This is a genomic window from Citrifermentans bemidjiense Bem, from assembly GCF_000020725.1.
GTDB classification, from domain to species: Bacteria; Desulfobacterota; Desulfuromonadia; order Geobacterales; family Geobacteraceae; genus Geomonas; species Geomonas bemidjiensis.
In genome coordinates, this window is sequence record NC_011146.1 from 4134009 (window position 1) to 4160928 (window position 26920).

The following is a 26920-nucleotide window of genomic DNA, read 5'->3' on the forward strand; positions in this document are numbered from 1 at the left end:
GCCGGAGCTTGGGAACCAGAGAATTCCTCTTTCTCCGACCTCTTCCGTGGCCAGCGTTTTTTTTAGCTTCGCACTTGTCGCATCGATACGTTATACTGCGGGACGTGCCGTTTCATGAGAAGCTGCGCGCCCCAGCCGCAGCCCTCCCGCACAAAACGCCAACGCAGTTTAAGGAACACATGCGCATCCTGATCGTCGAGGACGAACAAAAGGCCGCCAACTATCTCAAGAAGGGGCTCAGCGAAAACGGCTTCAGCGTGGACATAGCCAACGACGGCGAGGACGGGCTGCACCTGGCCCTGACCGAGGTGTACAGCCTGATCATCCTCGACGTTATGCTCCCGATACGCGGCGGATGGTCCATCATCAAGGAACTGCGCGCCGCGGGAAACGACGTCCCGGTCATCTTCCTGTCGGCGCGCGACGAGGTGCACGACCGGGTGCACGGCCTGGAGCTTGGGGCCGACGACTACCTGGTGAAACCCTACGCCTTCTCCGAGCTTCTGGCCCGCATCCGCATCATACTGCGCCGCTACCCGCTGCAGCAGTCCGAGTCCATGAAGCTGGCCGACCTGGAGCTGGACCTGATCCGGCACAAGGCCCGGCGCGGCGGCCGCTCGCTCGACCTCACCGTCAAGGAATTCCAGCTCCTCGCCCTGATGCTGCACCGGCGCGGCGAGGTCTTGAGCCGCACCACCATCTCCGAGCAGATCTGGGGCATCAACTTCGACACCGACACCAACGTGGTGGACGTGGCGATCAGAAGGCTCAGGAAGAAGGTCGACGACCCCTTCCCGGTCAAACTCATCCAAACCATCAGGGGAGTAGGCTATGTCCTCGACGAGACCGCCTGAACCCCGCCGCTCCACCTCCATCACCGCGCGCCTGGTCGCCTTCTACCTGATCAGCACCCTTTTGATACTCCTTTGCACCAACTGGTTCCAGTTCAAGGCGCTCTCCAAGGACCTCAACTACGAGGACAACGATTTCGTGCTGGAAAGGATCAACTCGCTGCGCGACATCGTGGCCCGGCACCCGGACGCGCTGAGGGACCAGATACCGATCGACAGGCCGGGGCAGCCCGTGCGGCACCTGGTTCGGATCCAGGACGCGGAGGGGCGCACCCTGCTGGAGTCGCCGCAGATGTCGGAGTTGGCGGTGGGGCTTTTCCCGCCGGCGGTGACCGCGCAGGAAAACATCGGCCGCAGCGCCAAGTACCGCGCGTCCAATCACAGGCGCTACCTCCTGAACGCTGCCTGGGCCGGGAAGGAGGGCGATCCGCACTTCCGGCTGTTGCAGGTGGCGCTGGACATAACCAATGAAGACGCCCTGATTTCCAAGTACCTGCTGCGTACCGTGGCCGCGGTGGCCATAGGGCTGCTGCTCGCTGCGGGGCTCGGGGTCCTCATCGCCCGCCGGGGCTTGAGGCCGCTGCAGGAGATGGCGGCAAAGGTGGCCCGGATCACCGAGGCCGACCTGCACCAACGGGTCGGGACGACGACGAGCTGGCCTAACGAGCTGGACCAGTTGACCGCGGCTCTCGACGCCATGCTGGCCCGGCTGGAGGAATCCTTCGCACGGCTGTCGGAGTTTTCAGCAAACCTGGCCCACGAGCTGCGCACGCCGATCAACAACCTGCGCGGCGAAGCCGAGGTCGCGCTGTCCCGGGCACGCTCCGAAGAGGAATACCGTCGCATCATCGAGTCGAGCATCGAGGAGTACGAGCGGCTGGCCCGCATGGTGGGGGACATCCTGTTCCTGGCCCGGCCGGACCGCGCCCACGAAAAGCGCCTGATCGACGCGAGGCAGGCCTTGGAAACGCTGGCGGAGTACTACAGCAACGTTGCGGAGGAGCAGCAGACTTCCATCTCGGTGGAGGGGAGCGGCGACATCTGCGTAGACCCCAACCTGTTCCAACGCGCCGTGGGGAACCTCATCTCGAACGCGCTGCACTACACCCCGAAGTCCGGGCGCATCTCCCTGAAGATCGACCATAAGGAGGACGGCTCGGTCGCCATCTCCGTCGCCGACAACGGCATGGGGGTGGACGAAGCGGAGCTGCCGCGCGTCTTCGATCGCTTCTACCGCTCGCCGCAGGCCCGCCTGGTGTACAACCAGGGGAGCGGTCTCGGGCTCGCCATCGTCCGTTCCATCATGACCCTGCATGGCGGCAGCGTCTCTGTCGCCAGCGCTCCCGGGATAGGGACCACCGTCACCCTCAGTTTTGCACCTCCCCCGCCGGGTGCAGTTGCAGAACAAGTCCCCCCCTCCCTTGACGGGAGGGGGACGGGGGGGGGGTGAAGCACCGGCAGCCGGCGCCATACATCTTTTTCACGAGACTTTTCCCCGCAATTTGGCTAGCATGGCCCACTTGAAGCTAAGCAATAAGACCGCCGCCACAGGAGCAGCATGAAACAGGGTGACGCCAACCAAAGAAGAGTCGAGACGGCGAGGATCGTCGGCATCTACGCCATCTTCGGCCTGGCCTGGATCTACGGGTCCGACCACGTCCTGGACTGGATGTTCGAAGACCGCGCCCTGCTGCTCCGGATCGCCGTCGCCAAAGGCTTCCTCTTCATACTCTGCACCGCTGCGCTGCTCTATTTCCTGATCAGCCGCTATCTCGACAGGCTCGGCGCCGCCGAGCGCGAAAGGCTCGAGATCCTGGACAACTACCGGACCATCTTCAACGCCACCAACGAAGCCATCTTCCTCCACGACATCGACAGCGGCCGCATCCTCGACGTGAACCAGCAGGTACTGGAGATGTACGGCTATACGCGGGAAGAGGCGCTAGCCGGCGACATCGGCCTGTTTTCCGCGGGGAGCGCCCCCTATTCCCAGTCCGAGGCGGTCGCCAAGGTGCGCAAGGCGGCCGATGAGGGGCCGCAGGTATTCCAATGGCTCGCCAAAAGGAAAAACGGCGAGCAGTTCTGGGCCGAGGTGTCGCTCAGGAGGACTACTGCCCGGGGGAAGCTCGCCATCATCGCCGTGGTCAGGGACGTGACCGAACGCAAGAGGCAGGAGGACGCCCTCAAGGAGAAAAACGCCCACCTGCGTTTCTTCTTCGAGTACGCGCCGGCCTCCCTGGCCATGTTCGACCGCAAGATGCGCTATATGCAGGTGAGCCGCCGCTGGCAGAGCATGTACGGGCTGGGCGACCGCAACCTGATCGGGCTGTCGCACTACGACGTCTTCCCCGAGATTACCGAGCGCTGGAAGGAGTTGCACCGGCGTGGCCTTGCGGGGGAGGTCCTCGGGGAGGAGGCGGACCGGTTCGTGCGCGCCGACGGCACCGTGCAGTGGGTGCGCTGGGAAATCCGCCCCTGGTACGAGGCGGTGGACCGAGTCGGGGGGATCGTCATCTTCACCGAGGACATCACCCAGAGAAAATTGACCGAGGAGGCGCTCTCCGCCAACGAGCGCTTCCTGCGGATGCTCACCGACCAGCTCCCCGGCATGGTGGCCTACTGGGACAACGACCTGCGCTGCAGCTTCGCCAACAAGGCCTACCAGGAGTGGTTCGGCAAAAGCCCAGAGCAGATGATCGGGATCACCCTGCCGGAACTGCTGGGGGAAAAACTCTTCGCGGAAAACGAGCAGTACGTCCGGAAAGCCCTGGCGGGCGAGCCGCAGCACTTCGAAAGGACCCTGGTGAAGCCGGGGGGAGAGAAGGGCTACACCTGGGCGCATTACATCCCGGACAAGATAGGGGGCGTTACCAGGGGGTTCTATGTCCTCGTCTCCGACGTGACGGAACTGAAGCTCGCCGAGGCGGAGAAGGTCCGGCTGGAATCCCAGCTGCAGCAGGCGCAAAAGCTGGAATCGGTGGGACGTCTGGCAGGCGGCGTGGCGCACGATTTCAACAACCTTCTCACCGTGATACTGGGGCTGGCGCAACTGGGGATGGGGGAACTCGACCCCGGCGACCCGGTCCGCGGCCGGCTCGAAGGGATCAGGCAGGCGGCCGAGAAGTCCGCCGCGCTGACGCAACAGCTGCTTGGTTTCGCCAGGAAGCAGACCATCGCCCCCGTAATGCTGGACCTGAACCAGACGGTGGAGCAGATGCTGAGCATGCTGAAACGGCTGGTGGGCGAAAATATCGAGGTGGTGTGGCGCCCGGCGCGGGAGCTTTGGCGGGTCAAGATGGACCCGACCCAGTTGGATCAGATCCTCGCCAACCTCTGCGTCAACGCCCGCGACGCCATTGACGATGTCGGCAGGATCATCATAGAGACTGGAAACGCAAGGCTCGACCAGGAATACTGCGCCGCCCGCTTCGGGTTCGTTCCCGGCGAGTACGTGCAGTTGACGGTGAGCGACGACGGCTGCGGCATGGATAAGGAGATGATGGCGCACATCTTCGAGCCTTTCTTCACCACGAAAAAGCTGGGGAAGGGAACGGGGCTAGGTCTCGCCACCCTGTACGGCATCGTCAAGCAGAACAACGGCTTCATAAACACCTACAGCGAGCCCTGCGCGGGAACCACCTTCAAGATCTACCTTCCCCGCCACGATGCGGCAAAGGCCGAGACGTTGCCGGAGCCTGCGGAGCAGCCGGTTTCCCGCGGCCACGAGACTATCCTGCTGGTGGAGGACGAGCCTAGCATCCGGGAGGTGACGATTTCCCTGTTGCAGCTGCAGGGGTACCGGGTGCTGGCAGCGGGACTCCCCCGCGAGGCCCTGGAACTCGCCCGCGCCCACGCAGACGAGATCGACCTGGTGATGACCGACGTGGTGATGCCCGAGATGAACGGCAGGGAACTGGCGCGCAGCCTCCTCGCCATCTCTCCCCGACTGAAGGTCCTGTTCATGTCGGGATACACGGCCAACGTCATCGCCCACCACGGCGTGCTCGAGGAAGGGGTCAACTTCATCTCGAAGCCGTTTTCGCTGCCGGACCTGGCGGAAAAGGTGCGCGAGGTGCTGGACGCGAAGACGCCGTGACGCGCTGAGAAGCGACCCAGCTTCCCGCATGACAGAATTGTCATCTCGGTGCAATGTTCCAGCAACGCTTACTCCTGTATCTTATCGTCGCCCACGGGCAATACCCATCCGAGGTTACCAAACATGCCGCAGCGCCGACCGGGTCTCATCGCCCTCGTCTCTATCACGTTTCTCGCCGTCTCCACCGCAATCAGACTGATGCTCCTGGCCATGACCCCCAAAGGGGCCGGGCTCGGCGCCGTTTTGCTTTTGAAGGCCGCCGCCACAGGGTTCTTCTTCGACCTGGTCACCCTTTCCTACGCGCTGCTGCCGGTAGCGCTCTACCTGATCCTGCTCCCGCGCCGCGTCGCCACCCACCGCTCCCACGCCTGGTTTTTGCGCCTGCTTTTCACGGTCTACCTGGGTGTGCTGGTCTTCGACGCCTGCTCCGAGTACCTCTTCTTCGACGAGTTCGGGACCCGCTTCAACTTCATCGCCGTGGACTACCTGGTCTACACCCAGGAGGTGATCGGCAACATCCGCGAGTCGTATCCCCTCACCCCCATCTTCTCGGGGATCGGCATCGTGGCGCTAGCCGGAGCCTGGCTCCTTAGGAAGTACCTGGACCGCGGGATCAACGTCACCTTTACCGGACCGTACCGCCGCATCGGCGCGCTTTTGGTGCTGCCGGCGCTACTCTCCTACTCCCTGGTGCACGTCTCTTACTCCTCCATCTCCTACAACAACTTCGCCAACGAGCTGGCGGGCAACGGCATCTACAACCTCTTCGCCGCCTTCGTCAACAACGAGCTTTCCTTCACCAGGTTCTACCGGACCAAGCCGCAGGACCAGGTAAACAGCAGGCTGAGGACGCTGGTGGCCGAGCGCAACAACAGCTTCGTCAACCCAAGCTCCGAGCGTTTCACCAGGAGCATCCGTAGCGAGGGGAAAGAGCAGCATCTGAACCTCGTGGTGGTGGTCGAGGAGAGCCTTTCCGCAGAGTACCTCGGGAGCTTCGGGAACAAGGACAACCTCACCCCGAACCTGGACCGGCTCGCCTCCCAGTCGCTTTTATTCACCAACCTCTACGCCACCGGCACCCGGACCGTGCGCGGGCTGGAGGCGCTCACCCTTTCCATCCCTCCCCTGCCAGGCACCTCGATCATGAAGCGCCCCAACAACTCCGGCTTCCGTTCCTGGGGTGAGATCCTGAACGCCAAAGGGTATGAGTCGAAGTACATCTACGCCGGGCACGGCTACTTCGACAATATGAACGCCTTTTTCTCCGGCAACGGCTACTCCATAGTGGACCGCGCCGACTTCGCCAAGGACGAGGTGACCTTCTCCAACATCTGGGGGGTCTGCGACGAGGACCTGTTCCGGAAGGTGATCAAGGAGGGGAGCAAGTCGTACGCGGCTAAGAAGCCCTTCTTCTCCATGGTGATGACCACCTCCAACCACCGTCCCTTCACCTACCCTGCCGGGCGCATCGACATCGCGCCGAAGACCGGGAGAAAAGGAGGGGTGAAGTACGCCGACTACGCCATCGGGAGGCTTATCGCAGAGGCGAGCAGCCAGCCATGGTTCAAGGACACCGTCTTCGTCATCATCGCCGACCATTGCGGCGGCAGCGCCGGGAAGACCGACATCCCGGTCAAGAGGTACGAGATCCCGATGCTGGTCTACTCCCCGGCGCACGTGAATCCCGGGCGCGTGGAGAAGCTGATGAGCCAGATCGACGTGGCCCCGACGGTGCTCGGGATGATGAACATGAGCTATCAAAGCGATTTTCTGGGGCGCGACGCCCTGAAGGAAAGCGGGCAGGAGCCGCGAGCCTTCATCTCGACCTACCAAAAGCTCGGCTACCTGACCGAGGACCGGCTCTTGGTGCTGGGCCCGCAGAAGTACGCTGCGCAGTACCAGGTGGACAGGAAAAGCGGCGAGGCGAAAAAGCAGGCGGTAAGCGAAGAATTCTTAGGCGACATGCTGGCCTACTACCAGGGAGGGGACTACCTGTACCAGCACAGGCTGAACCGGCTTCGTTAGATGACACAGAAGCTGGACCGGAAATTCCGGCTCACGCACCGGATCCTGCCGCTGGCGGTTTTTGCGGCGGCGGCACTGTGGTGCGAGTTGACCGACGTTGACCTGACGCTCTCCGACCGCTACTTCGATTTCGCCAAGGGGGTATGGCCGCAGAAGGACGCCTGGTGGGCCGAGAAGCTGATACACCTGAGGGGAAGGGACCTGATCACCTGCATCGGCGCGGGAGCGCTATTGGGGTGGCTGGCGAGCTTTATCTCCGACAGGCTCAGGCCGCAGCGCTGGCGGTTTACCTACCGATGAGGCGGGTGCTGGCGAGGGATTGATTCGATTGGGGCAGGTCAGTGAAGCTGGCAGAGAGGGACCCTCAAAGGTTAGGCGAGGCTACTGCGTCCCCCCCTTTGCGAATGTTCATCCGGGAATTCCGTGAATATGGGAAAATGCTGCCTACCAACCACAGCACGTGCACTTACGTCCCCCCCTTTGCGAAGGGGGGACAGGGGGGATTTGCTCTTTGTTGGCAGATCCGAAATATCTCTTCCAGAACCGCCGCCGTTTCCAATAATACCTGTCGATTGTCGAATCTAAGAACCGTCAACCCCTGTTCTTGAAGAAACAGATCGCGCGCGACATCACGTTTGCCATGCTCCTCCTGAAGGTGCTGGCTGCCATCCACCTCAATCACCAGCAGTGCTGCGGCAGCAAAGAAATCGACTACATAAGGCCCCACCGGTTTCTGCCGGTTGAACTGGACTCCAAGGAGTTGCCTGCCCCGTAGATGAGACCACAGCAGTTGCTCTGCATCTGTCATCTGCTTGCGCAGTTTGCGCGATGCCCCCTTCAACTGGTGGTTGTATGGTCTGACCAAGGCAAATCCCCCCTGCCCCCCCCTTCGCAAAGGGGGGAACTTTAATTCACCTGCAGCGGCTAACGGGCAGAATTCCCCTTGATTCCTCGAAGAACCTTCATGTTCCTACTGCTCCTCCGGCTCATTGCCGGCAGGCTCTTTCCTCGCGCCGTTGCCGCGCCTCGGAATCTTCTGGCCGTGGGGATCGACCTCGGGCTGCCCCAGCTTCTGATCGAGGTAATCGACGATCCCGGCGCCGTGGATGTGCTCCAGCCGGTGCGCGGTCGGATGCACCGCCTCCTCGGGGGTCCCGATGGAAGCTAGATAACTCTCCCACAGGCGATGGGCGCGCAGTACGTTAGCCGCCTGCTTCTCCCCCACCTGCGTCAGCCGGTACCCCTGCGGCAAGGCCTCGATCAAACCCTCCGACTCCATCTGTTTCACCGCCTTCCATAGGGTCCCCGGCTGCGGCACCTGCACGAACTGCTGCAGCACCTTGAGCGGGGTCTCCTTCTGCTGGCGCAGGACCGTGATCAGCACGTCCTCCACCACCTGCTGCGGGATCATGTTGCGCAACCGGCGCCACCGGGCCAAAAGCCCATAGCGCGGCGCCACCACCAGCACCGCGAGAAACTGCAGGGTGCAAAAGAGCATCACCGCCCCGCCCCCCGCCGAGTCCAGCCAGACGCAGAGATACAACCCGCCGATCACGCTGGTCACCCCGAACAGCGACGCCAGCGCCATCATCTTGTCCAGCCGGTCGCTCAAAAGGTAGGCGGTCGCAGCCGGCGTGATCAAAAGCCCCACCACCAGGATCACCCCCACCATGCTCACCGCGCTCACCACCACCATGGAGACGCACCCGGTCAGCGCGTAGTCCAAAAGGAGCACGGGGAGCCCCGTCGAAGCCGCCATGATGGGATCGAAACTGGCCAACTGGAAGTGGCGGAAGAAGAGGACCAGGATGGTGAGGACGGAGGCGGAGACGATGGCGCTGGCCCAAAGGTCGGTGTCGGCCACCCCCAGGATGTCCCCCATGATGAAGTGCATCAGGTCGATGTGGATGTACTGCCGGAAGATGGAAACCACCACGACACCCAGGGCGAAGACGCCGGTGTACATGATGCCGATGACCGTGTCCTCCTTGACCCGGGAGACCTTGGAGACCACCCCGATCAGGGCGACGGTGATGATGGCGGCAATGAGCGAGCCGAGCAGCATGGCCGGCGCGTAAGCCTCCACCCCGAAGAGAAGCTTCATGGCGAGGTAGCCACCAGCCACCCCGGCGATCATGGCGTGGGAGAGGGCGTCTCCCAGAAAGGCCATCCGCCTCAACACCACCAGCGACCCCACCGCGCCCGAAACGAGCGCCACGGCGCAGCCGCCGATCAGGGCCTTCTGGAAATAGGTCTCCGTGAGCGGAGCCCAAAATGCATGGATGAGGAAATTCATCGCCCCCCCTCCTTGGCCATCAGGTCGGTGAAGACCCTGAGGCGCCCCTCGTAGACCTGGCTCAAGAGTTCCTCCTGCAACACGGCGGCGGGAGGTCCGAAGGCGTAGAGCCGCTGCTTCAAGAGAACCAGGTTGTCGAAGTACTCGGCCGCGGTGGCGAGATCGTGGTGCACCACGACCAGGGTCTTCCCGGCCGCCTTGGCCCGTTCCAGGACGTCGAGTATGGCCCGCTCGGTGGCAGCGTCCACCCCGGCGAAAGGCTCGTCCAGGAGCAGGATGTCGGAACCCTGCGCCAGCGCCCGCGCCAGGAACACCCGCTGCTGCTGCCCGCCCGAGAGCTGCCCTATCTGGCGCTCGGCGAAGTCCGACATGCGGACCATGGAGAGCGCCTCCAGTGCCGCCTCGCGGTCCGCCGCGGAAGGGGAGCGGTACCAGGGGACGTGCTGGTAGCGCCCCATGAGCGCCACCTCCCGGACGGTGATGGGGAAATCCCAGTCCACGGCGCCGCGCTGCGGGACGTAGGCCACCTTCCCCTTGGCCTTCTGCACATCCTCGCCGCCGATGAGGATCTCCCCCACGTCCGGCTTCTCGAAACCGAGTATGGCCTTGATCAGCGTGGACTTCCCCGATCCGTTGGGGCCGATCACACCTACCAGTTGATCCTTTTCGATCCTGACCGACACGTCGAGAAGCGCTGGGCGCGCGCCGTAAGAGACGGTCAGGTGGCGCACCTCGATGGCGGGAATCCCTTTACCGTTGTTCATGACTCCCCTCCCCGGCAGCAGTAAGATCGAACGGGACCGAGCCCGCCACCACCGCTCCCTTCTCCCCCCAGAGCGTCTGGTCGGCGATCACCCGCCCCCCTTGCAAGAGCCTCACCCGCAGCGCATGGTCCCGCGTCTCGCCCTGCGGGGGGATGGCCCTGACATAGATCTCGTTATGGCCCAGCACCAGCCCCGGCACCGGCGTAAGGGATTTGGCGACCCCGGCGGGGAGGGGGCGCTCGCTTTGGTAGATCTCCCGGTCCGCCACCCGCACCAAAAGCGTCGCCTTCGCGCTCGCTTCACCCTTGAGGGCGAAGGGGTCGGCTGCCGTGGCGAAGCTTGGCGTCAACTCCAGGGTGTAGGCCTTAGCCGGCGCCTCGGTCAGTTTCTCCGCGGCTGCCACAGGGGGCTTATGCCGGTCGCGCTCGTAGCTGTACAGGGAAAGCCCCCCGATCAGCACCAGCCAGATTGTCGCCACCAATAAAAACCTCATGTCGCTTCCTTCTCCTTCTCTACTTGAGGGCCTGGACCATCAAAAGGACGTTCTCCCGCATCATGCCTAAATAGCTCTCCCCGGCGGAGCCTGCCTTACCCATGGAATCTGAATAGAGCTCGCCGCCGATGGCGACGCCGGTCTCCTGGGCAATCTCGCGGATCTGCTTGGGATTGATGGTGGTTTCGACGAAGATGGCGCGGGCGCCCGCTTGGCGGATGGATTCAACCACCTGCTGGTGCCGCTTGGGGGTCATCCCTCCCCCCACCTCGGCCCCGGTGGACCACCCGACCGGCGCTATGCTCTGGTAACGGTTGTTGGGGTTGAAGCGGTAATCGCGGCAGAAATAGTTGAAGGCGTCATGGGTGGTGACGAGGATGCGGCGGGAGGGGGGGATGCGTCCTACCTCTTCCTTAATCCAGGCGTCCAGAACCCTCAACTGCTGCAGGTAGAGCGTGCCCCGGGCGCGGTACTCACCGGCATGCGCCGGGTCGAGCCGCCCCAAAGCTTCGATGATGTTGTTGACGTAGACGGCGGCGTTTTGCACGGAGAACCAGGCGTGCGGGTCGGGAACGACCTGCCCCCCCTTGCCCAGCTGCAGCGGGGCCACCCCCTGCGAGACGGTGACCAGCTCCTTTCTCGCGTCGCGGGCCAGCGCCCCCATCCAGTTCTTACCCTCCAGGTGCAGGCCGTTCTCCAGGCAGAGGCTTGCGCTCAGCACCACCTGCACGTCGTCAGGGGTCGGCTGGTAGGTGTGCGGATCGGCGCCCGGCGCGAGGATGCTGCGGACCGTCAGGCGGTCGCCGGCGACCTGGCGCGCGAAGTCCGCGATCTGGGTGGTCGAGGCGACAACGACCGGCTTTCCCGCGCCGAAGGCAGCCGCAGGGAGGGAGACGAGCATGAAGAGTAGCGGGATGATTAGGCGCAGCAAGGGAATCCTCCTGTCAAGGGTGTCCAGCCGAAAAAAGCATACCCATTGAAACATCCATTCATTAAATGTCAAACCCGCGCCCTATTCCAAATGATCCAGCGCCGCTCCAGTCACCAACGCCACCTTCTCTCTTAGCTTCTGTGTCATCGTAACCCCTGTCTGTCAGGAATGCTCCTATATCTGTCACACCGGCAGCCAAAAAGGTACAACACGCAGCCGGGTATGGCAATGCACAACCGGGCTCACAATCTGGCTGCCGCCTGATCGGCATCCAGTTGTCAGAGGCCCCTTCCGGTGACATAAACTTTAGACAGAACGCATTTTTCTTGCAGCGAAACGCATTATTTGTGCTAGCCTTTGTTTTTTTCAATGTACGGAGGCAAGATCCGATTCATGCAGAGCAAGGTGATCGAAAACATACTGCAAGAAGTCGGCGCAGGGTCGCTCGACGTTCAGACTGCACTGGAAAGACTAAAACACCTCCCGTTCGAGGACGTAGGGTGCGCGACGGTGGACCACCACCGCTCGCTGCGCCAGGGGTTTCCGGAAGTCATCTTCGGCCAGGGGAAGAACTTGGCCCAGATGCGCACCATCATCGCGGCCCTCCTCGCCAAAGGGGGGAACGTGCTCGCCACCCGCGTCAGCGCCGCCAAAGGGGCGAAGCTCAAGGAGACCTTCCCGCAGGCGGTCTACCACCCCGACGCGCGGGCGCTGACCATCGAGCAGCACCCGGTCGAGCTGCGCGGCAAGGGGAAGATCCTGGTGGTCTGCGCCGGCACCTCGGATATCCCGGTGGCGGCGGAGGCGCTCCTCACGGCGCGCCTGATGGGGAACGAGGTGGAGCATATCTACGACGTGGGGGTGGCGGGGCTGCATCGGTTGCTCGCGCGGCGCAGCGCTCTCGCCGAGGCATCGGTGATCATCGTGGTCGCCGGCATGGAAGGGGCGCTCCCCTCGGTGGTCGGGGGGCTGGTGGACAAGCCGGTGATAGCGGTCCCCACCTCCATAGGCTACGGCGCCTCCTTCGGCGGCGTGGCGGCGCTATTGGGGATGCTCAACTCCTGCGCCGCGGGGGTCACCGTGGTGAACATAGACAACGGCTTCGGAGCGGCGTACGCCGCGAGCCTGATGAATAGGGTGCATCGATGAAAGTGGCGTACTTCGACTGTTTTGCGGGAATCGCCGGCGACATGACCGTCGCTGCGCTGATCGAACTGGGTCTCCCGCTGGAGGTCCTGCGGCAGGAACTGGCGGGGCTTCCTTTTTCCGGCTACACGCTGGAAAGCCGCAAGGTGGAGCGACACGGCGTAGCCGGGACCTCCTTCAAGGTGACCCTCACCGAGGCGGACCAGCCGCACCGGCACTACAGCGGCATCGCGAAGATGATCGAGGCGTCCGGCCTGAAGCCCCGGGTGAAGGAGCTCGCGCAGCGGATCTTCAGAAGGCTCGCCGAGGCGGAGGCAGCCGTGCACGGCGTCCCCCTGGAGCGGGTGCATTTCCACGAGGTGGGCGCGGTCGACTCCATCGTCGACATCGTGGGGACCGCCATAGGGCTCGATTACCTGGGGGTGGAAGCGCTCTATGCCTCCGGGCTTCCCTACGGCAGGGGGTTCGTGCAGACGGCGCACGGCAGGCTCCCGGTCCCGGCGCCGGCAACCGCGGAGCTGATGGAGGGTATTCCCCTTACCGCCGACATCGGCGAGGGGGAGCGGGTCACCCCGACCGGTGCAGCCATAATCGCGGCGCTGGCCGATGGCTTCGGCCCCCCGCCGCCAATGACGCCGCTTGGAACCGGCTACGGCGCGGGCGAGAAGGACTTTCCCGAACTCCCCAACCTGCTCCGGGTGCTTCTGGGCGAAAGCACGGAGGCAAAGGGTCACCAGGAGGTCCTGGTCATCGAGACCCACATCGACGACATGAACCCGGAGATCTTCGGCTTTCTCATGGAGAGGCTCCTGGAGGCGGGGGCGCTCGACGTCGCCTTTTCCCCCCTGCAGATGAAGAAGAACCGCCCCGCCACCTGCCTCACCGTGATCGCGGACCCCGCCGACCTGGAAAAGCTCTCGGCCATCGTTCTCTCGGAATCGACCGCCATCGGCCTGCGCTACTACCCGGCCCGCCGCGTCACCGCCGCGCGTAGCTTAGAAACCCGGGAAACCACCCTGGGCGAGGTCGCGGTGAAGGTGCTGGAAACCGGGCGCGTGACGCCGGAGTACGACTCCTGCCGCAGAATCGCGCTGGAGAAGGGAATCCCGCTCATCGAGGTGTACCGCACCGTGGAAAGGGAGTGCGGTCAGGCATGAAACGCTTCGTCATCATTTCGGCAACCTGGTTCGGCACCGGCTTTTCCCCGTTCGCCTCGGGGACCGTGGGTACCCTCGGGGCGATACCGTTTTTCCTCCTCCTGTCGCGTATGCCGCTTGCGCTCTACCTGTTGACCTTGGTCGCCTTCACCCTCTTCGCCTGCTGGAGCGCCGGCTTCGGCGAGGAACTCTGGGGCGAGCACGACTCCGGCAAGATAGTGATCGACGAGGTGGCCGGGTATCTCGTCACCATGATCGCCGTCCCCCCCACCTGGCAGGGGGTGCTGATCGGGTTCCTGGCCTTCCGCTTCTTCGACATCCTGAAGCCGCAGCCGGCGCGCTGGTTCGACCGGTCGCTCAAAAACGGCTACGGGGTGGTGCTCGACGACGTCATGGCGGGGCTCTACGCCTGCGCGACGACGCACCTGGCCCTGAGGTTCCTATGAGGGTGGCGGTTCTTTCCATAGGGGACGAGCTTCTCTCCGGCGAGGTGGTGGACACCAACGCAAGCCACATCGCCGACCGGCTCTTCCAGGCGGGGGGGCGGGTAGAGCGGCACCTGACCGTCCCCGACGACGCGGAGGCGATCGCCTCCGCCCTCACGGAGCTCGGCGCGCGCAGCGACGCGGTTATAGTCACCGGGGGCTTGGGCCCCACCCCGGACGACTTGACCGCCGAGGCCGCGGCGCGGGCAGCCGGAACGGAACTGGAGCTCTCATCTGAAGCGCTTGACCACCTGGAGCGCTTCGCCCAGAGGATCACCGGAGAGCTGCACCCGGCCAACCGCAGGCAGGCGCTTCTCCCCAAAGGGTGCAGGCTGATCCCCAACCCTTTGGGAACCGCCTTGGGCTTCGTGGTCCGCATAGGTCAGGCCGACTGCTTCTTCATGCCCGGCGTCCCCTACGAGATGGAGCGGATGCTGGAAGAGACGGTGCTCCCGGAGCTTACCGGCAGGTTCGAAGCCGGCTGGCAGCGGGTGACGCTGAAGCTTTTCGGCATCGCCGAGGCTGCCATCGCGGAACTTCTGGAGGGGGCGATTCCCGAAGGGTCCCCGGTGCAGCTTGCCTACTGCGTGAAGTTCCCGGAGATCCACCTGATCCTGCGGGCCACGGCCAGCGACGCGCCCTTCTTGCAGCAGGCGGCCGGCGAGCTGCGGCAGCGCCTTTCCGCCTATCTCTTTGCCGAGGACCGGGAGGAGATGGACGACCGGCTGGCGCTTTTGCTGCGGGAAAGCGGTCTCACCCTGGCGCTGGCCGAATCCTGCACCGGCGGCATGATCGCCGCCCGCATCACCGCCGTCGCGGGAAGCTCCGCCTATTTCCTGGAAGGAAACGTCACCTACAGCAACGAGGCGAAGACCAGGATGCTGCAGGTCCCCGCCCCCCTGATAGCGGAGCACGGCGCGGTCAGCGCCGAGGTCGCCCGCGCCATGGCGGTCGGGGCGAGGGAGGCGGCGGGAAGCGACCTGGCGTTGTCGGTGACCGGCATCGCCGGCCCGGACGGGGGGACCCCCGAAAAGCCGGTCGGCACCGTCTACCTGGCCCTTGTCGACCAAGGCTCTTGCCGGGTCGAGCGCTTCAACTTCCAGGGCGACCGCGACCGCGTCCGTTCCATCACCTGCTTCACCGCGCTCGATTGGCTGCGCCGCTACCTCCTCACACGGAAGACGACACCAGGCCGGGGTTGACCGGTCACAACAAGTTGCCGGTACAGAGGACACGTTCTTGCACTTCGCACCGTTCCTGCTCATAGCCGTTTGCGAGCTGATATTGCTCTTCATCGGGAGGCGCACCCCGCTGCCGGGGTGGCTGCACCTTGGCGTCTTGGTCACGGTTACCGCCGTGCTCCTCTTTGTCGCCGCCCGGGCCTGGAAGCGGCAGCTCCGCGTACAGGAAGGGCTGAAGCGCGAGTTGGAGGAGATGCGGCTGGAAGCGGTGAAAAGCGCCCGCCGCTACAAGAGCCTCCTGGAGGGGGCGGGCAACGCCATCTTCATCTTCAGCGCCGACACCGGTCTTTTGGAGGAAGAAAACCGCGTGGGACGGGAGCTTTTGGGTTTCAGCAAGGAGGAGCTCGACTCCATCCAGGCGCGCGACCTGTTGCATCCCGACGAGCATGAGCGGTTCCGCTGCTTCCTCTACCAGGTGAAGCGCAACGGGCGCGGAGAACTGGACTCGGTCCGGATCAGGAAGAAAAACGGCACCTTCTTCCTGGCCGAGATCAATGCCCGGCTCATCGACTTGGGGGACGAGCAGGTGGCGCACTGCCTCATGCGCGACATCACCAAGAAAAGGCGCACCGAAAAAGAGATCTGGCAAAGAAACCGCGAGCTTTCCATCCTCAACGACATACTCACCGGCATGAACCATTCCGCCGACCTGGAACAGGAGCAGCAAAGAACCCTGTGGGAGATCATGGAGCTCTTCGACGCAGGGGGGGGCACCATGCACCTGTACCGCGGCGACCAGGGAAGCGCCAGGCTTTGCGCCAGTTGCCACGTCTCTGCCGAATTGGAGCAGCGCCTCTCCCAAAGCCTCGCCCAAGACCCGGAGCGCTTCCTGAAGGTGAAAAGGCTGAAGGCGCCGCAGATGAAGGAGTTGGGCGCCGCCGCGGAGGGATGGCAATGCCTCACCTCGGTCCCCATCAGCGCGCAGGAGCACCTGGTCGGCGTAATGCACCTCATGCATCGCGACCCCTGCCGCTACAGCGCCGAAGAAATCCGCTTCCTGGAAAGCGTCGGCAAGCAGATGGGTAACATCATCGAGAAAGGGAGGCTCTTCGCCGAGCTGAACTGGAAAAGCGGCGAACTGCTCCGCTCGCACCGCCTTTTGGAGAAGAGCAGCCACAACCTCTCCGTTTCCGAGATCCGGCTCAAGCAGAATCTGGCCTTGGTGGAGCAGGCTAGCCTGGAGCAGAACCGGCTGGACCGGATGAAGAACCAATTCCTGGGGATGGTCTCCCACGAGTTCAACACCCCGCTCACCAGCATCATCTCCGGCGTCGAGCATCTGCTGCAAAACGGCTGGCACAGCGAGCAGGAGGCGCGCTCCGTGCTGGAACTGGTGCGGGACGGCGGGCTCAGGCTGAAGGGGCTGGTCGCCGACCTTTTGAAGCTGATCAAGGTGGAGGCCAGGCGTGGTGCGCTGGAGACCTCGGCGGTGCACCTGCGGCATTTCCTGGACGAACTCGCGGCGCAGTTGCAGCCGCAGCTGGAAGAGCGGGGTCAGCGCGTCACCCTGGCGGGGTTGGAAGAGCTCCCGTTCTTCGATGCGGACCGCAACTACCTGGAGCGCGTCTTCGGCGAGCTTTTGCAAAACGCCATCAGGTTCAGCCCACACAAAGGGGAGATCCTGGTGACCGGGCGGGTGGTGGACCGCCCTGCCCTCCTGGAGCGCAGGGAAACCCTGGAGCGCTTCAACCCCGAGTTCCTCAGGCGCTGCGGCGAACGCTGCTATCTGGAAGTGGAGGTGCGGGACAACGGCATCGGCATCCCCCCCGAGGAGCAGCAGGGGATCTTCGGGATCTTCTACGAGGTCGGCGAGATAAGGCACCACTCCAGCGGCATGAGCCGCGAGCAGGGAAGAGGGGCGGGGTTAGGTCTCGCCATGGTGAAGGGGATGGTGGAGGCCCACGGCGGGATGGTGTGGGTGGAGAGTGCGGGAGGAAGCTCCTTCTTCCTGGTCCTTCCCCTGGAGCAGGAAGCGATCCAGCCGGCGCTGTTCTGAACGGCCGAAAGGCCGTTCAACGTTCAACGTTCGACGTTTAAGATCGAGATTGAGATTGAGATTGAGATTGAGATTAAGTGAAGGCGAACAGGCATGAACAGCAAGAAACGGTTCAACGTTTGGACGTTGAATCCGATATGGAGAAGGGGCCGTAGCGAGGTGGACGATCTGGCGGAAAGGCGCCTCGAACCTTGAACGTTGAACCTTGAACGGTTTTTACTCGTTGAAAACCCGCTCCGGGTTGTGCTATTGGTGATGGGATTTTTTACCGGACAACGACCTGCTTTTGTGCAGGCTACAGGAGATATAGACGATGCTCGACAAGGATAAAGCGGAAAAGGCCCTGGACCTGGCGATGAGCCAGATTGAAAAGCAGTTCGGCAAAGGGGCCATCATGAGGCTCGGCAATGAAGAGGCGCTTCCCGACATCGCCTCCATCCCGACCGGGTCGCTCTCGCTCGACATCGCGCTCGGCGTGGGAGGGGTGCCGCGCGGCCGCGTGATCGAGATCTTCGGACCGGAATCCTCCGGCAAGACCACCCTGGCCTTGCACGTCATCTCCGAGGCGCAGAAGCTGGGCGGAATCGCCGCCTTCGTGGACGCCGAGCACGCCCTCGATATCGGCTACGCCAGAAAGCTCGGCGTGAAGACGGACGACCTCCTGGTCTCCCAGCCGGATACCGGCGAGCAGGCGCTGGAAATCGCCGAGACCCTGGTAAGAAGCGGCGCCATCGACGTCCTCGTCGTAGACTCCGTGGCCGCCCTGGTCCCCAAGGCTGAGATCGAGGGGGACATGGGTGACTCCCACATGGGTCTGCAGGCGCGCCTCATGTCCCAGGCGCTCAGGAAGCTGACCGGCATCATCTCCAAGAGCAACTGCTGCGTCATCTTCATCAACCAGATCAGGATGAAGATCGGCGTCATGTTCGGCAACCCCGAAACCACCACCGGCGGCAACGCGCTCAAGTTCTACGCCTCGGTCCGCATGGACATCAGGAAGATCGCGGCGCTCAAGCAGGGCAACGACATGATCGGCTCCCGCACCCGCGTCAAGGTAGTGAAGAACAAGGTCGCCCCCCCCTTCAAGGAAGTCGAGTTCGACATCCTCTACGGCGAAGGGATCTCCAAGGAAGGGGACATCCTGGACCTCGCCGTGGAGCGCAACGTGGTTGAGAAAAGCGGCGCCTGGTTCTCCTACGGCAAGGAGCGCATCGGGCAGGGGCGCGAAAACTCCCGCCTGTTCCTGAAGGAGCACCCGGAGATCACCGCCGAAATCAGGGAAAAGCTGGTCAACCCCCAACAAGACGCCGCAACTCCCGGCGCAGCCTAAACCATGGAACTTAACGAGATCCTCGGCATAGCCATGAAGGCGAAGGGGTCCGACATCCACCTGAAGGCGGGGCTTCCCCCCATCGTCAGGATCGACGGCGCCTTGCGCGCCATCCCCAACGCCGACCGGCTCTCGACGGACGCAGTCAGGACAATGGCGTTCAACATCATGAACGAACGCCAGAAACGGATCTTCGAGGAAAACTACGAGGTCGACCTGTCCTACGGTGTCCCGGGTCTCGGGCGCTTCCGCGTCAACGTCTTCGCCCAGCGCGGCACGGTCGCCCTGGTTCTGCGCGCCATCCCGATCGCCATCCCGACGCTCGAAACGCTGAACCTGCCGCCGGTGCTGAAAAAGCTGGCCCTGGAGCAGCGCGGCCTGATCCTCGTCACCGGCACCACGGGGAGCGGCAAGTCCACCACGCTTGCCTCCATCATCGACTACATCAACGAGCACCGGACCTGCAACATCATCACCATCGAGGATCCGGTCGAGTACCTGCACAAGGACAAGAAGAGCCTGATCAGCCAGCGCGAGGTCGGCTTCGACACCCTGACCTTCGGCAAGGCGCTCACTTCGGCGCTACGCCAGGACCCGGACGTGATCCTCGTGGGCGAGATGCGCGACTACGAGACCATCGAGACGGCGCTCACCGCCGCCGAGACCGGCCACCTGGTCCTCTCCACCCTGCATACCCTGGACGCCGCCGAAACCGTCAACAGGGTCATCTCCGTCTTCCCCCCTTACCACCAGAGGCAGGTGAGGATGCAGCTGTCGGGGATACTGAAAGGGGTCATCTCCCAAAGGCTCGTGCCGCGCGCCGACGGCAAGGGTCGCGTCCCGGCGGTCGAGGTCCTGATCGGCACTGCGCGCATCAGGGATTGCATCGACGACAAGGAGAAGACCAAGCAGATTCCCGAGGCGATCGCCCAGGGGTTCACGACCTACGGCATGCAGACCTTCGACCAGTCGCTCATGCAGCTTATGACCAAGAACCTGATCAGCTACGAGGAAGCCATGAGGCAGTCGAGCAACCCCGACGACTTCGCCCTCAAGGTCTCCGGCATCTCTTCCACCTCCGACTCCAGCTGGGACGAGTTCACCAGCGAAGAGCCCTCCGCAGACGGCGGCGAGATGAATATCGAGAAGTACTAGGTGCAGCGGGGAAGCGCCTTCGACTGCTGCCTGAGGGTGCTGGCCCTGCGCGACCACGCCGAGGCGGAACTGCGCAGGAAACTGGAAAGGAAGGGTTACCAGGAGGAAGAGGTCGAGGCGAGCGTCGTCCGGCTGAAGGAACTTGGTTACCTCGACGACCTCCGCTTCGCCCGTGCCTTCGCCGCCTCGCAGCTTAGAAACGGCAAGGGGTACGGGGTGCGGCTGAAGATGGAGCTCGCCCGTCGCGGCGTCGCCGCAGCCATCGTCGACGAGGTGCTCAGCGAGCTGGCACAGGAGTACGGCGAGTCCGATCTGCTGGCCCAGGTGATGGAGCGCCGTTACGCCTCCTTCGACCCAACGACCGCGACGGACAAGGAAAAGCGCAAGGTGATCGGCTACCTGCAGCGGAAGGGATTTTCCCTCTCGGCGATTTTCAAGAAGCTTGACGGGCACGGCTGCTGCGACGAGTAACCGCCAAACCACCCTCACCCCAACCCTCTCCCAGGGGGAGAGGGAGTATGGACGAATTTAATCCCCAAGCCCTGTACAGAGGGAGCGGGGAATTTGAAGATGACCATTTAATTCCATTTTGAGGTTTTTTTATGACAGGCAAAGAGATCCGGGCTCAGTTCTTCAACTTCTTTCAGAAAAAAGGGCATGCCCTTGTGGAGAGCTCGAACCTCATCCCACGCAACGACCCTACCCTCCTCTTCACCAACGCCGGCATGAACCAGTTCAAGGACGTCTTCCTCGGCATGGAGAAAAGGGATTACCTGAGGGCGGTCTCCTCCCAGAAATGCGTGCGCGCCGGCGGCAAGCACAACGACCTCGAGAACGTGGGTCGCACCGCCAGGCATCACACCTTTTTCGAGATGCTGGGGAATTTCTCCTTCGGCGACTATTTCAAGAAGGAGGCGATCGGCTTTGCCTGGGAATTCCTGACCAAGGAACTCGGCCTCTCCAAGGACCGCCTCTACGTCACCGTCTACACCGACGACGACGAAGCGGCCGACATCTGGCACAACCAGGAAGGGGTGCCGCGCGAGCGCATCTACCGCTTCGGCGAGAAGGACAACTTCTGGTCCATGGGCGACACCGGCCCCTGCGGCCCCTGCACCGAGATCTTCTGGGACAACGGCCCGGGAACCGGCTGCGGCAGCCCCGACTGCGCGGTAGGATGCGATTGCGACCGCTACATGGAGATCTGGAACAACGTCTTCATGCAGTTCAACCGCGGCAAGGACGGCGTCCTGACCCCGCTCCCGAAACCTTCCGTCGACACCGGCATGGGCCTTGAGCGCATCTCGGCCGTCATGCAGGGGGTCACCTCCAACTACGACACGGACCTCCTGCAGGGGATCATCCGCCACATCGAGCAGGTCTCCGGGAAGAAGTACCGGGACGACGAGAAGGATGACGTCTCCATGCGCGTCATCGCCGACCACGCCCGCGCCGTCACCTTCCTGATCTGCGACGGCGTCCTCCCCAGCAACGAGGGGCGCGGCTACGTGCTCAGGCGCATCATGCGCCGCGCCGCCCGCCACGCGAAGATGCTGGGAATCGCCGAGCCGGTCCTCTTCCGCATCGTCGACGCGGTGAACATGATGATGGGCGACGCCTACCCGGAGCTTCTGGAGCGCGAGCATTACGTAAAGAAGGTGATCCTGGCCGAGGAGGAGCGCTTCATCGAGACCCTCGACCGCGGCCTCGCCATCTTGAACGAGGAGACGGCGGCGCTCAAGGCCAAGGGAGAGAAGGTCATCTCCGGCGAGGTCATCTTCAAGCTCTACGACACCTTCGGCTTCCCGGTCGACTTGACCGCCGACATCGTCGAGTCCGAAGGATTCACCCTCGACGAGGACGGCTTCGCCCTCTGCATGGAGAAGCAGCGCGTCAAAGCGAGGGAGAACTGGAAGGGGTCCGGCGAGCAGGGGCTGGCCGACATCTACAAGGAGCTGCACGGCACCGGCATCACCACCGACTTCCTGGGCTACAGCGAGCAGACCGCCTTCTCCACCATCAGCGCCATCGTCAAGGGTGGGACCCTGGTCGAAGAGGCGAGCGCCGGCGACGAGATCGAGATCGTCACCGCGGCGACCCCGTTCTACGGCGAGTCCGGCGGGCAGGCCGGCGACACCGGAACCATCTCCACCGGCTCCGGCCACATCGAAGTGACCGGCTCCACCCGCCCCTTCACCGACCTCATCGTGCACCGCGGCCGCGTGGTCTCCGGCGCCGTCAGGACCGGCGAAGCGGCAGACCTGAAGATCACCGTCGCCAACCGCGCCGCAACGGCCAGAAACCACACGGCGACCCACCTCTTGCAGGCGGCGCTCCGGGAGGTGCTGGGCGATCACGTGAAGCAGGCAGGCTCCCTGGTGACCCCGGACCGGCTCCGCTTCGACTTCACCCACTTCACCCCGATGACCCAGGAGGAGATCCGCAGGGTCGAGATCCTGGTGAACGGCCACATCATGGGGAACTCCACGGTTGAGTCCCGCGAGATGCCGGCGGCAGACGCGCTTGCCGCAGGCGCCACAGCGCTCTTCGGCGAGAAGTACGGCGACGTGGTCCGCGTGGTCAAGGTGGGAGACGTCTCCAGCGAACTCTGCGGCGGCACCCACGTCCACGGCGCCGGCGAGATCGGCTTCTTCAAGATCATCTCCGAGGCGGGGATCGCCGCGGGGGTCCGGAGGATCGAGGCGCAGACCGGCAGCGGCGCGCTGGCGGTGGTGCACGGAATGGAAGACGAGCAGCGCGGCATCGCCACCCTTCTGAAGGCTGAAGGGGGAACCGTCCTGGACAAGGTCGAGAAACTGGTGGCCGGCCAGCGCGAGCTGCAAAAGGAGCTCGAAACGCTGCAGGCGCGTCTGAACGCCTCCAAGTCCGCAGACCTGATCCAGCAGGTGCGCGAGCAAAACGGCATCAAGATCCTGTCGGTAAAGGTCGACGGGGACGCTAAGGGGTTGAGGGAACTCTCCGACACGCTGAAGCAGCGCATCGGCTCCGGCATCATCGTCCTTGGGACCAGCGACGCCGCGAGGGCGAACCTCCTGGTGGCGGTGACGGCCGATCTCTCGGCGCGCTGGAAGGCGGGGGACATCATCAAGGCCATCGCCCCGATAGTCGGGGGCAACGGCGGAGGAAAGCCCGAGCTGGCGCAGGCGGGAGGCTCCAAGCCGGAACACCTGGCCGAGGCGCTAGAGGCGGTGTACCAGATAGTGGGGTAAAAACTCCCCCCTCCTGACCTCCCCCCTCTTAACCAGTCCCCTCCCCTGGAGGGGGAGGGTTAGGGAGGGGGAAGCGCTGCGGCCCTTTCGACCAAAGCAAACGCAGGCGACCGCCAGTTACAAAAACAAGATCATCCCGGGACATGCCGATGCTGCAACTGACCCCAAACCCGAACCAGTCCCTCCAGTTGGAGATCGAGAAGAAAACCGTGCTTATCGTCGACGACGAGGCGGTGATCCGCGACCTCTGCAAACGGGTGCTGCACGACTACGACGTCATCGAGGCGGGGGACGGGGCAGAGGCGCTGGAGATCTTCCACAAGGGGGGGGTCGACGTCATCCTCACCGACGTGATGATGCCGGAAATGGACGGGCTTGAGCTCCTGAAAAACCTGAAGGAGCGGGAGCCGACCGTGGTGGTCATCATCATGACCGGCTTCGCCGACAAGGAACTGATCCTGAAGGCGCTCAAGGCGGATGCGGACGACTTCATCACCAAGCCGCTCAACCTGCTGCAGCTAAAGAGCGCGGTCGACAAGGCGCTGGTGAAAAAGGCCCTCAAGGAAGAGATCGCGAACCTGAAGAGCGTCGACAGCTTCAAGACGCTCTTTCTCTCCATGATCTCGCACAAGTTCCGCACCCCCATCACCTCCATCTCGCTCTTCCTGCAAAACCTCGCCTCCGGCGTGATAGACACGCGCGACGAAGGGGCCAGAGAGCACATTGGCCTCGTGTACGACGAGGCGTGCTACCTGGGCAACCTGGTGAGCGAACTCCTCGCCTTTTCCTCGTTCATGAACGGCAACAGCGATCTGCACTTGGAGCCGTGCGACCTGAAGGATCTCATCCCCTCGCTCATCAGTGACTCGAAGGAGTGGCTGACGAAACCAGGGGTCGCCCCGCAGAGCGACCTGGAAGAGGTACCCGAGCTGAGGCTCGACCGCGAGAAGATCGCCTTCGCGCTGCAGCAGGTGATCGACAACGCCATAAAGTTCTCCAAGGATACCGGACTTGTCTGCGTCACCATGAGAAACCGCGCCGGCAGTTGCCAGATCTCGGTGGAAGACAACGGCATCGGCATACCCAAGGAGCAGTTGCCCAAGATCTTCGAGAAGTTCTACCAGGTGGACGCCGATCGGACCGGGCAGGTCCGCGGCTTCGGCCTCGGCCTTTTCTACGCCCGCCTGTTCATCAGGATGCACGGCGGCAGCATCAGCATCGAAAGCGAGCTGAATGTCGGCACCCGCGTCCTCATCAGCATCCCCCACACTACCAGTCAAAGCCCCTGATAGATCGTAGCATCGGCCTTTCAGTCAAACCCTCTTTGAAGTTGATTATTTCCCTCTATCTGCTATATTAACGTCTTTCAAAACGGCCATAAACTATGAAAGAGGCGCCAATGCAGCAACTCATAGAAAAGGCGAGCACACTCATGGAGGCGCTCCCTTATATCAGACGTTTTTCCGGCAAGACTATCGTCATCAAGTACGGCGGCCACGCGATGGCTGATGAGAAGCTCAGGAAGTCTTTCGCACTCGACGTCATCCTGCTCAAATACATTGGCATCAATACCGTGGTAGTACACGGCGGCGGTCCGCAGATAAACGAGACACTGAAGCGCTACGGCATAGTGTCAGAGTTCGTGAAGGGGATGCGCGTCACCGATAAAGAGACGATGGGCGTCGTGGAGATGGTCCTGACCGGGCAGGTCAACCGCGAGGTGGTGGGATACATCAACCAGAACGGCGGCCGCGCGGCCGGACTCTCCGGCAAAGACGGCGACCTCTTGATCTGCGAGAAGCTGCTGCAGGAAGTAAAGAGCGAAGACGGCAGCACCGAGACGGTCGACATCGGTTTCGTCGGCGACGTAGTCGAGGTGAACCCCGCCATATTACAGGCATTGGAAAAGGGGGGCTTCATACCGGTCATAGCGCCGGTAGGAGTAGGTCGAGCCGGGGAGAGCTACAACATCAACGCCGACGTCGTGGCCGGCAAGGTCGCGGCCGCCCTTAACGCCGAAAAACTGATCCTTTTGACCGACGTCTCGGGAGTGAAGAGCAAGGAGGGGGAACTCCTCTCCAGCATCCCGCTCGCCGATGTCCCCGCCCTCATCGACAACGGCACCGTCACCGGCGGGATGATCCCCAAGGTCACCTGCTGCACCGACGCGCTTGCCGCCGGGGTCAAGAAGGCCCACATCGTGGACGGCCGGATCGAGCACGCGATCCTGCTGGAGATCTTCACCAACGTCGGGATCGGGACGGAAATACAGGCTTAACTGCCAACTGCCGTTCAACGTTCAATGTTCGACAAAATTCGAGCCAGTAGAAGCCTCACCGTACGGCGCCGTCACAGTGAGAAGGACAACTAGCCCACGCCCCCCTCGAACGTTGAACATCGAACCTCGAACAGTTTTGGGATGGATGGTACGGCGCCGTCACAGTGAAGAGACAACGCTGCCGACGCCGCCTCTCGAACGTTGAACCCGGAACGTTGAACGGTTTCTAGGAGATTCTATGAATTCAGCAGCATGGATGGAAAAAGCTGACAAATATATCATGAAGACCTACGGCCGCTATCCGCTGGTCCCGGTGAAGGGCGATGGATGCTACCTGTGGGACGCGGACGGCAAGAAGTACCTGGACTTCCTCGCGGGGGTCGCGGTGAACAACCTGGGGCACTGCCACCCGAAGGTGACGGCGGCCCTCGCCAAGCAGGCGGCGGAGCTGATCCACTGCTCGAACTACTACCATATCCCGCAGCAGATCGAACTGGCCGAGCTTCTTTGCGGACTCTCCTTCGCGGACAAGGCGTTCTTCTGCAACTCGGGCGCCGAGGCTAACGAGGCGGCCATCAAGCTGGCCAGGAAGTACAGCCGCGAGAAGTACGGCGTCGACCGCTACGAAATCATCACCGCCATCTCCTCCTTCCACGGCCGCACCATGGCCACGGTCTCGGCGACCGGGCAGGAGAAGGTGCAGAAATTCTTCGATCCCCTGCTGCACGGGTTCCGCCATGTGCCGTTCAATGACGCCAAGGCGCTCAAGGAGGCCATCGGCCCCTGCACCTGCGCCATCATGCTGGAGCCGATCCAGGGCGAGGGTGGCGTGGTGGTCCCGGACGCCGCCTACTTCCAAAAGGTGCGCCAGATTTGCGACGAGAACAACCTGATCCTCATCTTCGACGAGGTGCAGGTGGGGATGGGCAGGACCGGGAAGATGTTTGCCCACGAGCACTTCGGCATCACCCCCGACATCATGACGCTGGCCAAGGCGCTGGCCGGCGGCGCCCCCATCGGGACCATGCTCGCCACCGAGAAGCTTGCGGCAGCCTTCTCCCCAGGAACCCACGGCTCCACTTTCGGCGGCAACCCGCTGGTCACCGCCGCCGCCGTCGCCACCATCAGGGCCATGCAGGAAGAAGGGGTCCTGAACCACTGCGAGGAGATCGGCGAGTACCTGATGGGCGAGTTGGAGGCGCTGAAGCATAAGTTCCCCGGGTTCATCACCGACGTGCGGGGCATCGGCCTCATGATCGGGGTCGAGCTTTCCATCCCCGGCGGCGACCTGGTGAAGACCGCCCTCTCCCGGGGGCTCCTCTTGAACTGCGCCCAGGAAAAGGTGCTCCGTTTCGTGCCGCCCTTGATCGTCGGAAAGAAAGAAGTGGACGAGATGCTCAGCATTTTGACCGGAATTCTGCAGGAACTTTAACTGCTCCCTCCCCC

Annotated in this window: 22 protein-coding genes; 17 read left to right on the plus strand and 5 right to left on the minus strand. The window is 63.1% G+C overall.

What is annotated here, in order from left to right; all coding sequences use genetic code 11:
• Positions 1-179: 179 nt before the first annotated feature.
• The 5 genes from GBEM_RS18050 to GBEM_RS18070 all read left to right on the plus strand — a co-directional run bounded on the left by GBEM_RS18050 (position 180) and on the right by GBEM_RS18070 (position 7272).
• The gene (locus GBEM_RS18050) at positions 180-854 is read left to right on the plus strand and encodes a heavy metal response regulator transcription factor (protein WP_012532044.1); all 675 of its coding nucleotides are present in this window, start codon (positions 180-182) and stop codon (positions 852-854) included.
• Entirely contained in the window at positions 832-2301 is a 1470-nt protein-coding gene (locus GBEM_RS18055) for a heavy metal sensor histidine kinase (protein WP_012532045.1), read from the plus strand. Before GBEM_RS18050 ends, GBEM_RS18055 begins: the two co-directional genes overlap by 23 nt.
• Before the next feature lie 108 nt (positions 2302-2409).
• The gene (locus GBEM_RS18060; RefSeq protein ID WP_012532046.1) at positions 2410-4947 is read left to right on the plus strand and encodes a PAS domain S-box protein; all 2538 of its coding nucleotides are present in this window, start codon (positions 2410-2412) and stop codon (positions 4945-4947) included.
• A gap of 123 nt (positions 4948-5070) precedes the next feature.
• The gene (locus GBEM_RS18065; protein ID WP_012532047.1) at positions 5071-6972 is read left to right on the plus strand and encodes an LTA synthase family protein; all 1902 of its coding nucleotides are present in this window, start codon (positions 5071-5073) and stop codon (positions 6970-6972) included.
• On the plus strand, positions 6973-7272 hold the full coding sequence (locus GBEM_RS18070; protein ID WP_012532048.1) for a phosphatase PAP2 family protein: 300 nt from the start codon (positions 6973-6975) through the stop codon (positions 7270-7272).
• A gap of 166 nt (positions 7273-7438) precedes the next feature.
• Here GBEM_RS18070 and GBEM_RS18075 read toward each other — a convergent pair whose 3' ends face one another.
• From GBEM_RS18075 to GBEM_RS18095, 5 genes are all read right to left on the minus strand, one after another.
• Positions 7439-7837, minus strand: coding sequence for an endonuclease domain-containing protein (locus GBEM_RS18075; RefSeq protein ID WP_012532049.1), 399 nt, complete (start codon positions 7835-7837; stop codon positions 7439-7441).
• A 105-nt stretch (positions 7838-7942) separates the two neighbouring features.
• Positions 7943-9268 carry a metal ABC transporter permease gene (locus GBEM_RS18080; protein ID WP_012532050.1) on the minus strand — a complete coding sequence of 442 codons (1326 nt, stop codon included), beginning with the start codon at positions 9266-9268 and terminating at the stop codon, positions 7943-7945.
• Positions 9265-10032 carry a metal ABC transporter ATP-binding protein gene (locus tag GBEM_RS18085; protein WP_012532051.1) on the minus strand — a complete coding sequence of 256 codons (768 nt, stop codon included), beginning with the start codon at positions 10030-10032 and terminating at the stop codon, positions 9265-9267. Before GBEM_RS18085 ends, GBEM_RS18080 begins: the two co-directional genes overlap by 4 nt.
• Positions 10019-10525 carry a hypothetical protein gene (locus tag GBEM_RS18090; protein WP_012532052.1) on the minus strand — a complete coding sequence of 169 codons (507 nt, stop codon included), beginning with the start codon at positions 10523-10525 and terminating at the stop codon, positions 10019-10021. The genes GBEM_RS18085 and GBEM_RS18090 overlap by 14 nt, the downstream gene beginning before the upstream one ends.
• Before the next feature lie 19 nt (positions 10526-10544).
• Positions 10545-11456: a metal ABC transporter solute-binding protein, Zn/Mn family gene (locus tag GBEM_RS18095; protein ID WP_012532053.1), complete on the minus strand. Its 912-nt coding sequence runs from the start codon at positions 11454-11456 to the stop codon at positions 10545-10547.
• 393 nt (positions 11457-11849) lie between these two features.
• On the opposite strand from GBEM_RS18095, the gene larB reads away from it, so the two are divergent.
• The 12 genes from larB to GBEM_RS18155 all read left to right on the plus strand — a co-directional run bounded on the left by larB (position 11850) and on the right by GBEM_RS18155 (position 26906).
• A complete protein-coding gene (gene larB / locus GBEM_RS18100; RefSeq protein ID WP_012532054.1) occupies positions 11850-12605 on the plus strand; it encodes a nickel pincer cofactor biosynthesis protein LarB in 756 nt (251 codons plus the stop codon).
• The gene (gene larC / locus GBEM_RS18105) at positions 12602-13759 is read left to right on the plus strand and encodes a nickel pincer cofactor biosynthesis protein LarC (RefSeq protein WP_012532055.1); all 1158 of its coding nucleotides are present in this window, start codon (positions 12602-12604) and stop codon (positions 13757-13759) included. The genes larB and larC overlap by 4 nt, the downstream gene beginning before the upstream one ends.
• Entirely contained in the window at positions 13756-14205 is a 450-nt protein-coding gene (locus GBEM_RS18110) for a phosphatidylglycerophosphatase A family protein (protein WP_012532056.1), read from the plus strand. The genes larC and GBEM_RS18110 overlap by 4 nt, the downstream gene beginning before the upstream one ends.
• Positions 14202-15446 carry a competence/damage-inducible protein A gene (locus GBEM_RS18115; protein ID WP_012532057.1) on the plus strand — a complete coding sequence of 415 codons (1245 nt, stop codon included), beginning with the start codon at positions 14202-14204 and terminating at the stop codon, positions 15444-15446. Before GBEM_RS18110 ends, GBEM_RS18115 begins: the two co-directional genes overlap by 4 nt.
• A gap of 37 nt (positions 15447-15483) precedes the next feature.
• The gene (locus GBEM_RS18120; protein ID WP_012532058.1) at positions 15484-17481 is read left to right on the plus strand and encodes a sensor histidine kinase; all 1998 of its coding nucleotides are present in this window, start codon (positions 15484-15486) and stop codon (positions 17479-17481) included.
• A 313-nt stretch (positions 17482-17794) separates the two neighbouring features.
• A complete protein-coding gene (gene recA, locus GBEM_RS18125) occupies positions 17795-18811 on the plus strand; it encodes a recombinase RecA (protein ID WP_012532059.1) in 1017 nt (338 codons plus the stop codon).
• A 3-nt stretch (positions 18812-18814) separates the two neighbouring features.
• Positions 18815-19966: a type IV pilus twitching motility protein PilT gene (locus GBEM_RS18130; protein WP_012532060.1), complete on the plus strand. Its 1152-nt coding sequence runs from the start codon at positions 18815-18817 to the stop codon at positions 19964-19966.
• Positions 19967-20437 (plus strand): regulatory protein RecX, encoded by a 471-nt coding sequence (locus tag GBEM_RS18135; protein WP_012532061.1) that lies wholly within the window; start codon positions 19967-19969, stop codon positions 20435-20437. It begins immediately after the preceding gene.
• A 131-nt stretch (positions 20438-20568) separates the two neighbouring features.
• Complete coding sequence (gene alaS, locus GBEM_RS18140; RefSeq protein WP_012532062.1) at positions 20569-23196, plus strand: alanine--tRNA ligase; 2628 nt, start codon at positions 20569-20571, stop codon at positions 23194-23196.
• Positions 23197-23345: 149 nt separating this feature from the next.
• Positions 23346-24485 (plus strand): ATP-binding response regulator, encoded by a 1140-nt coding sequence (locus GBEM_RS18145; RefSeq protein WP_012532063.1) that lies wholly within the window; start codon positions 23346-23348, stop codon positions 24483-24485.
• Between the two features lie 110 nt (positions 24486-24595).
• Positions 24596-25474, plus strand: coding sequence for an acetylglutamate kinase (argB, locus tag GBEM_RS18150; RefSeq protein WP_012532064.1), 879 nt, complete (start codon positions 24596-24598; stop codon positions 25472-25474).
• Positions 25475-25712: 238 nt separating this feature from the next.
• On the plus strand, positions 25713-26906 hold the full coding sequence (locus tag GBEM_RS18155; protein WP_012532065.1) for an acetylornithine transaminase: 1194 nt from the start codon (positions 25713-25715) through the stop codon (positions 26904-26906).
• Positions 26907-26920 lie beyond the last annotated feature (14 nt).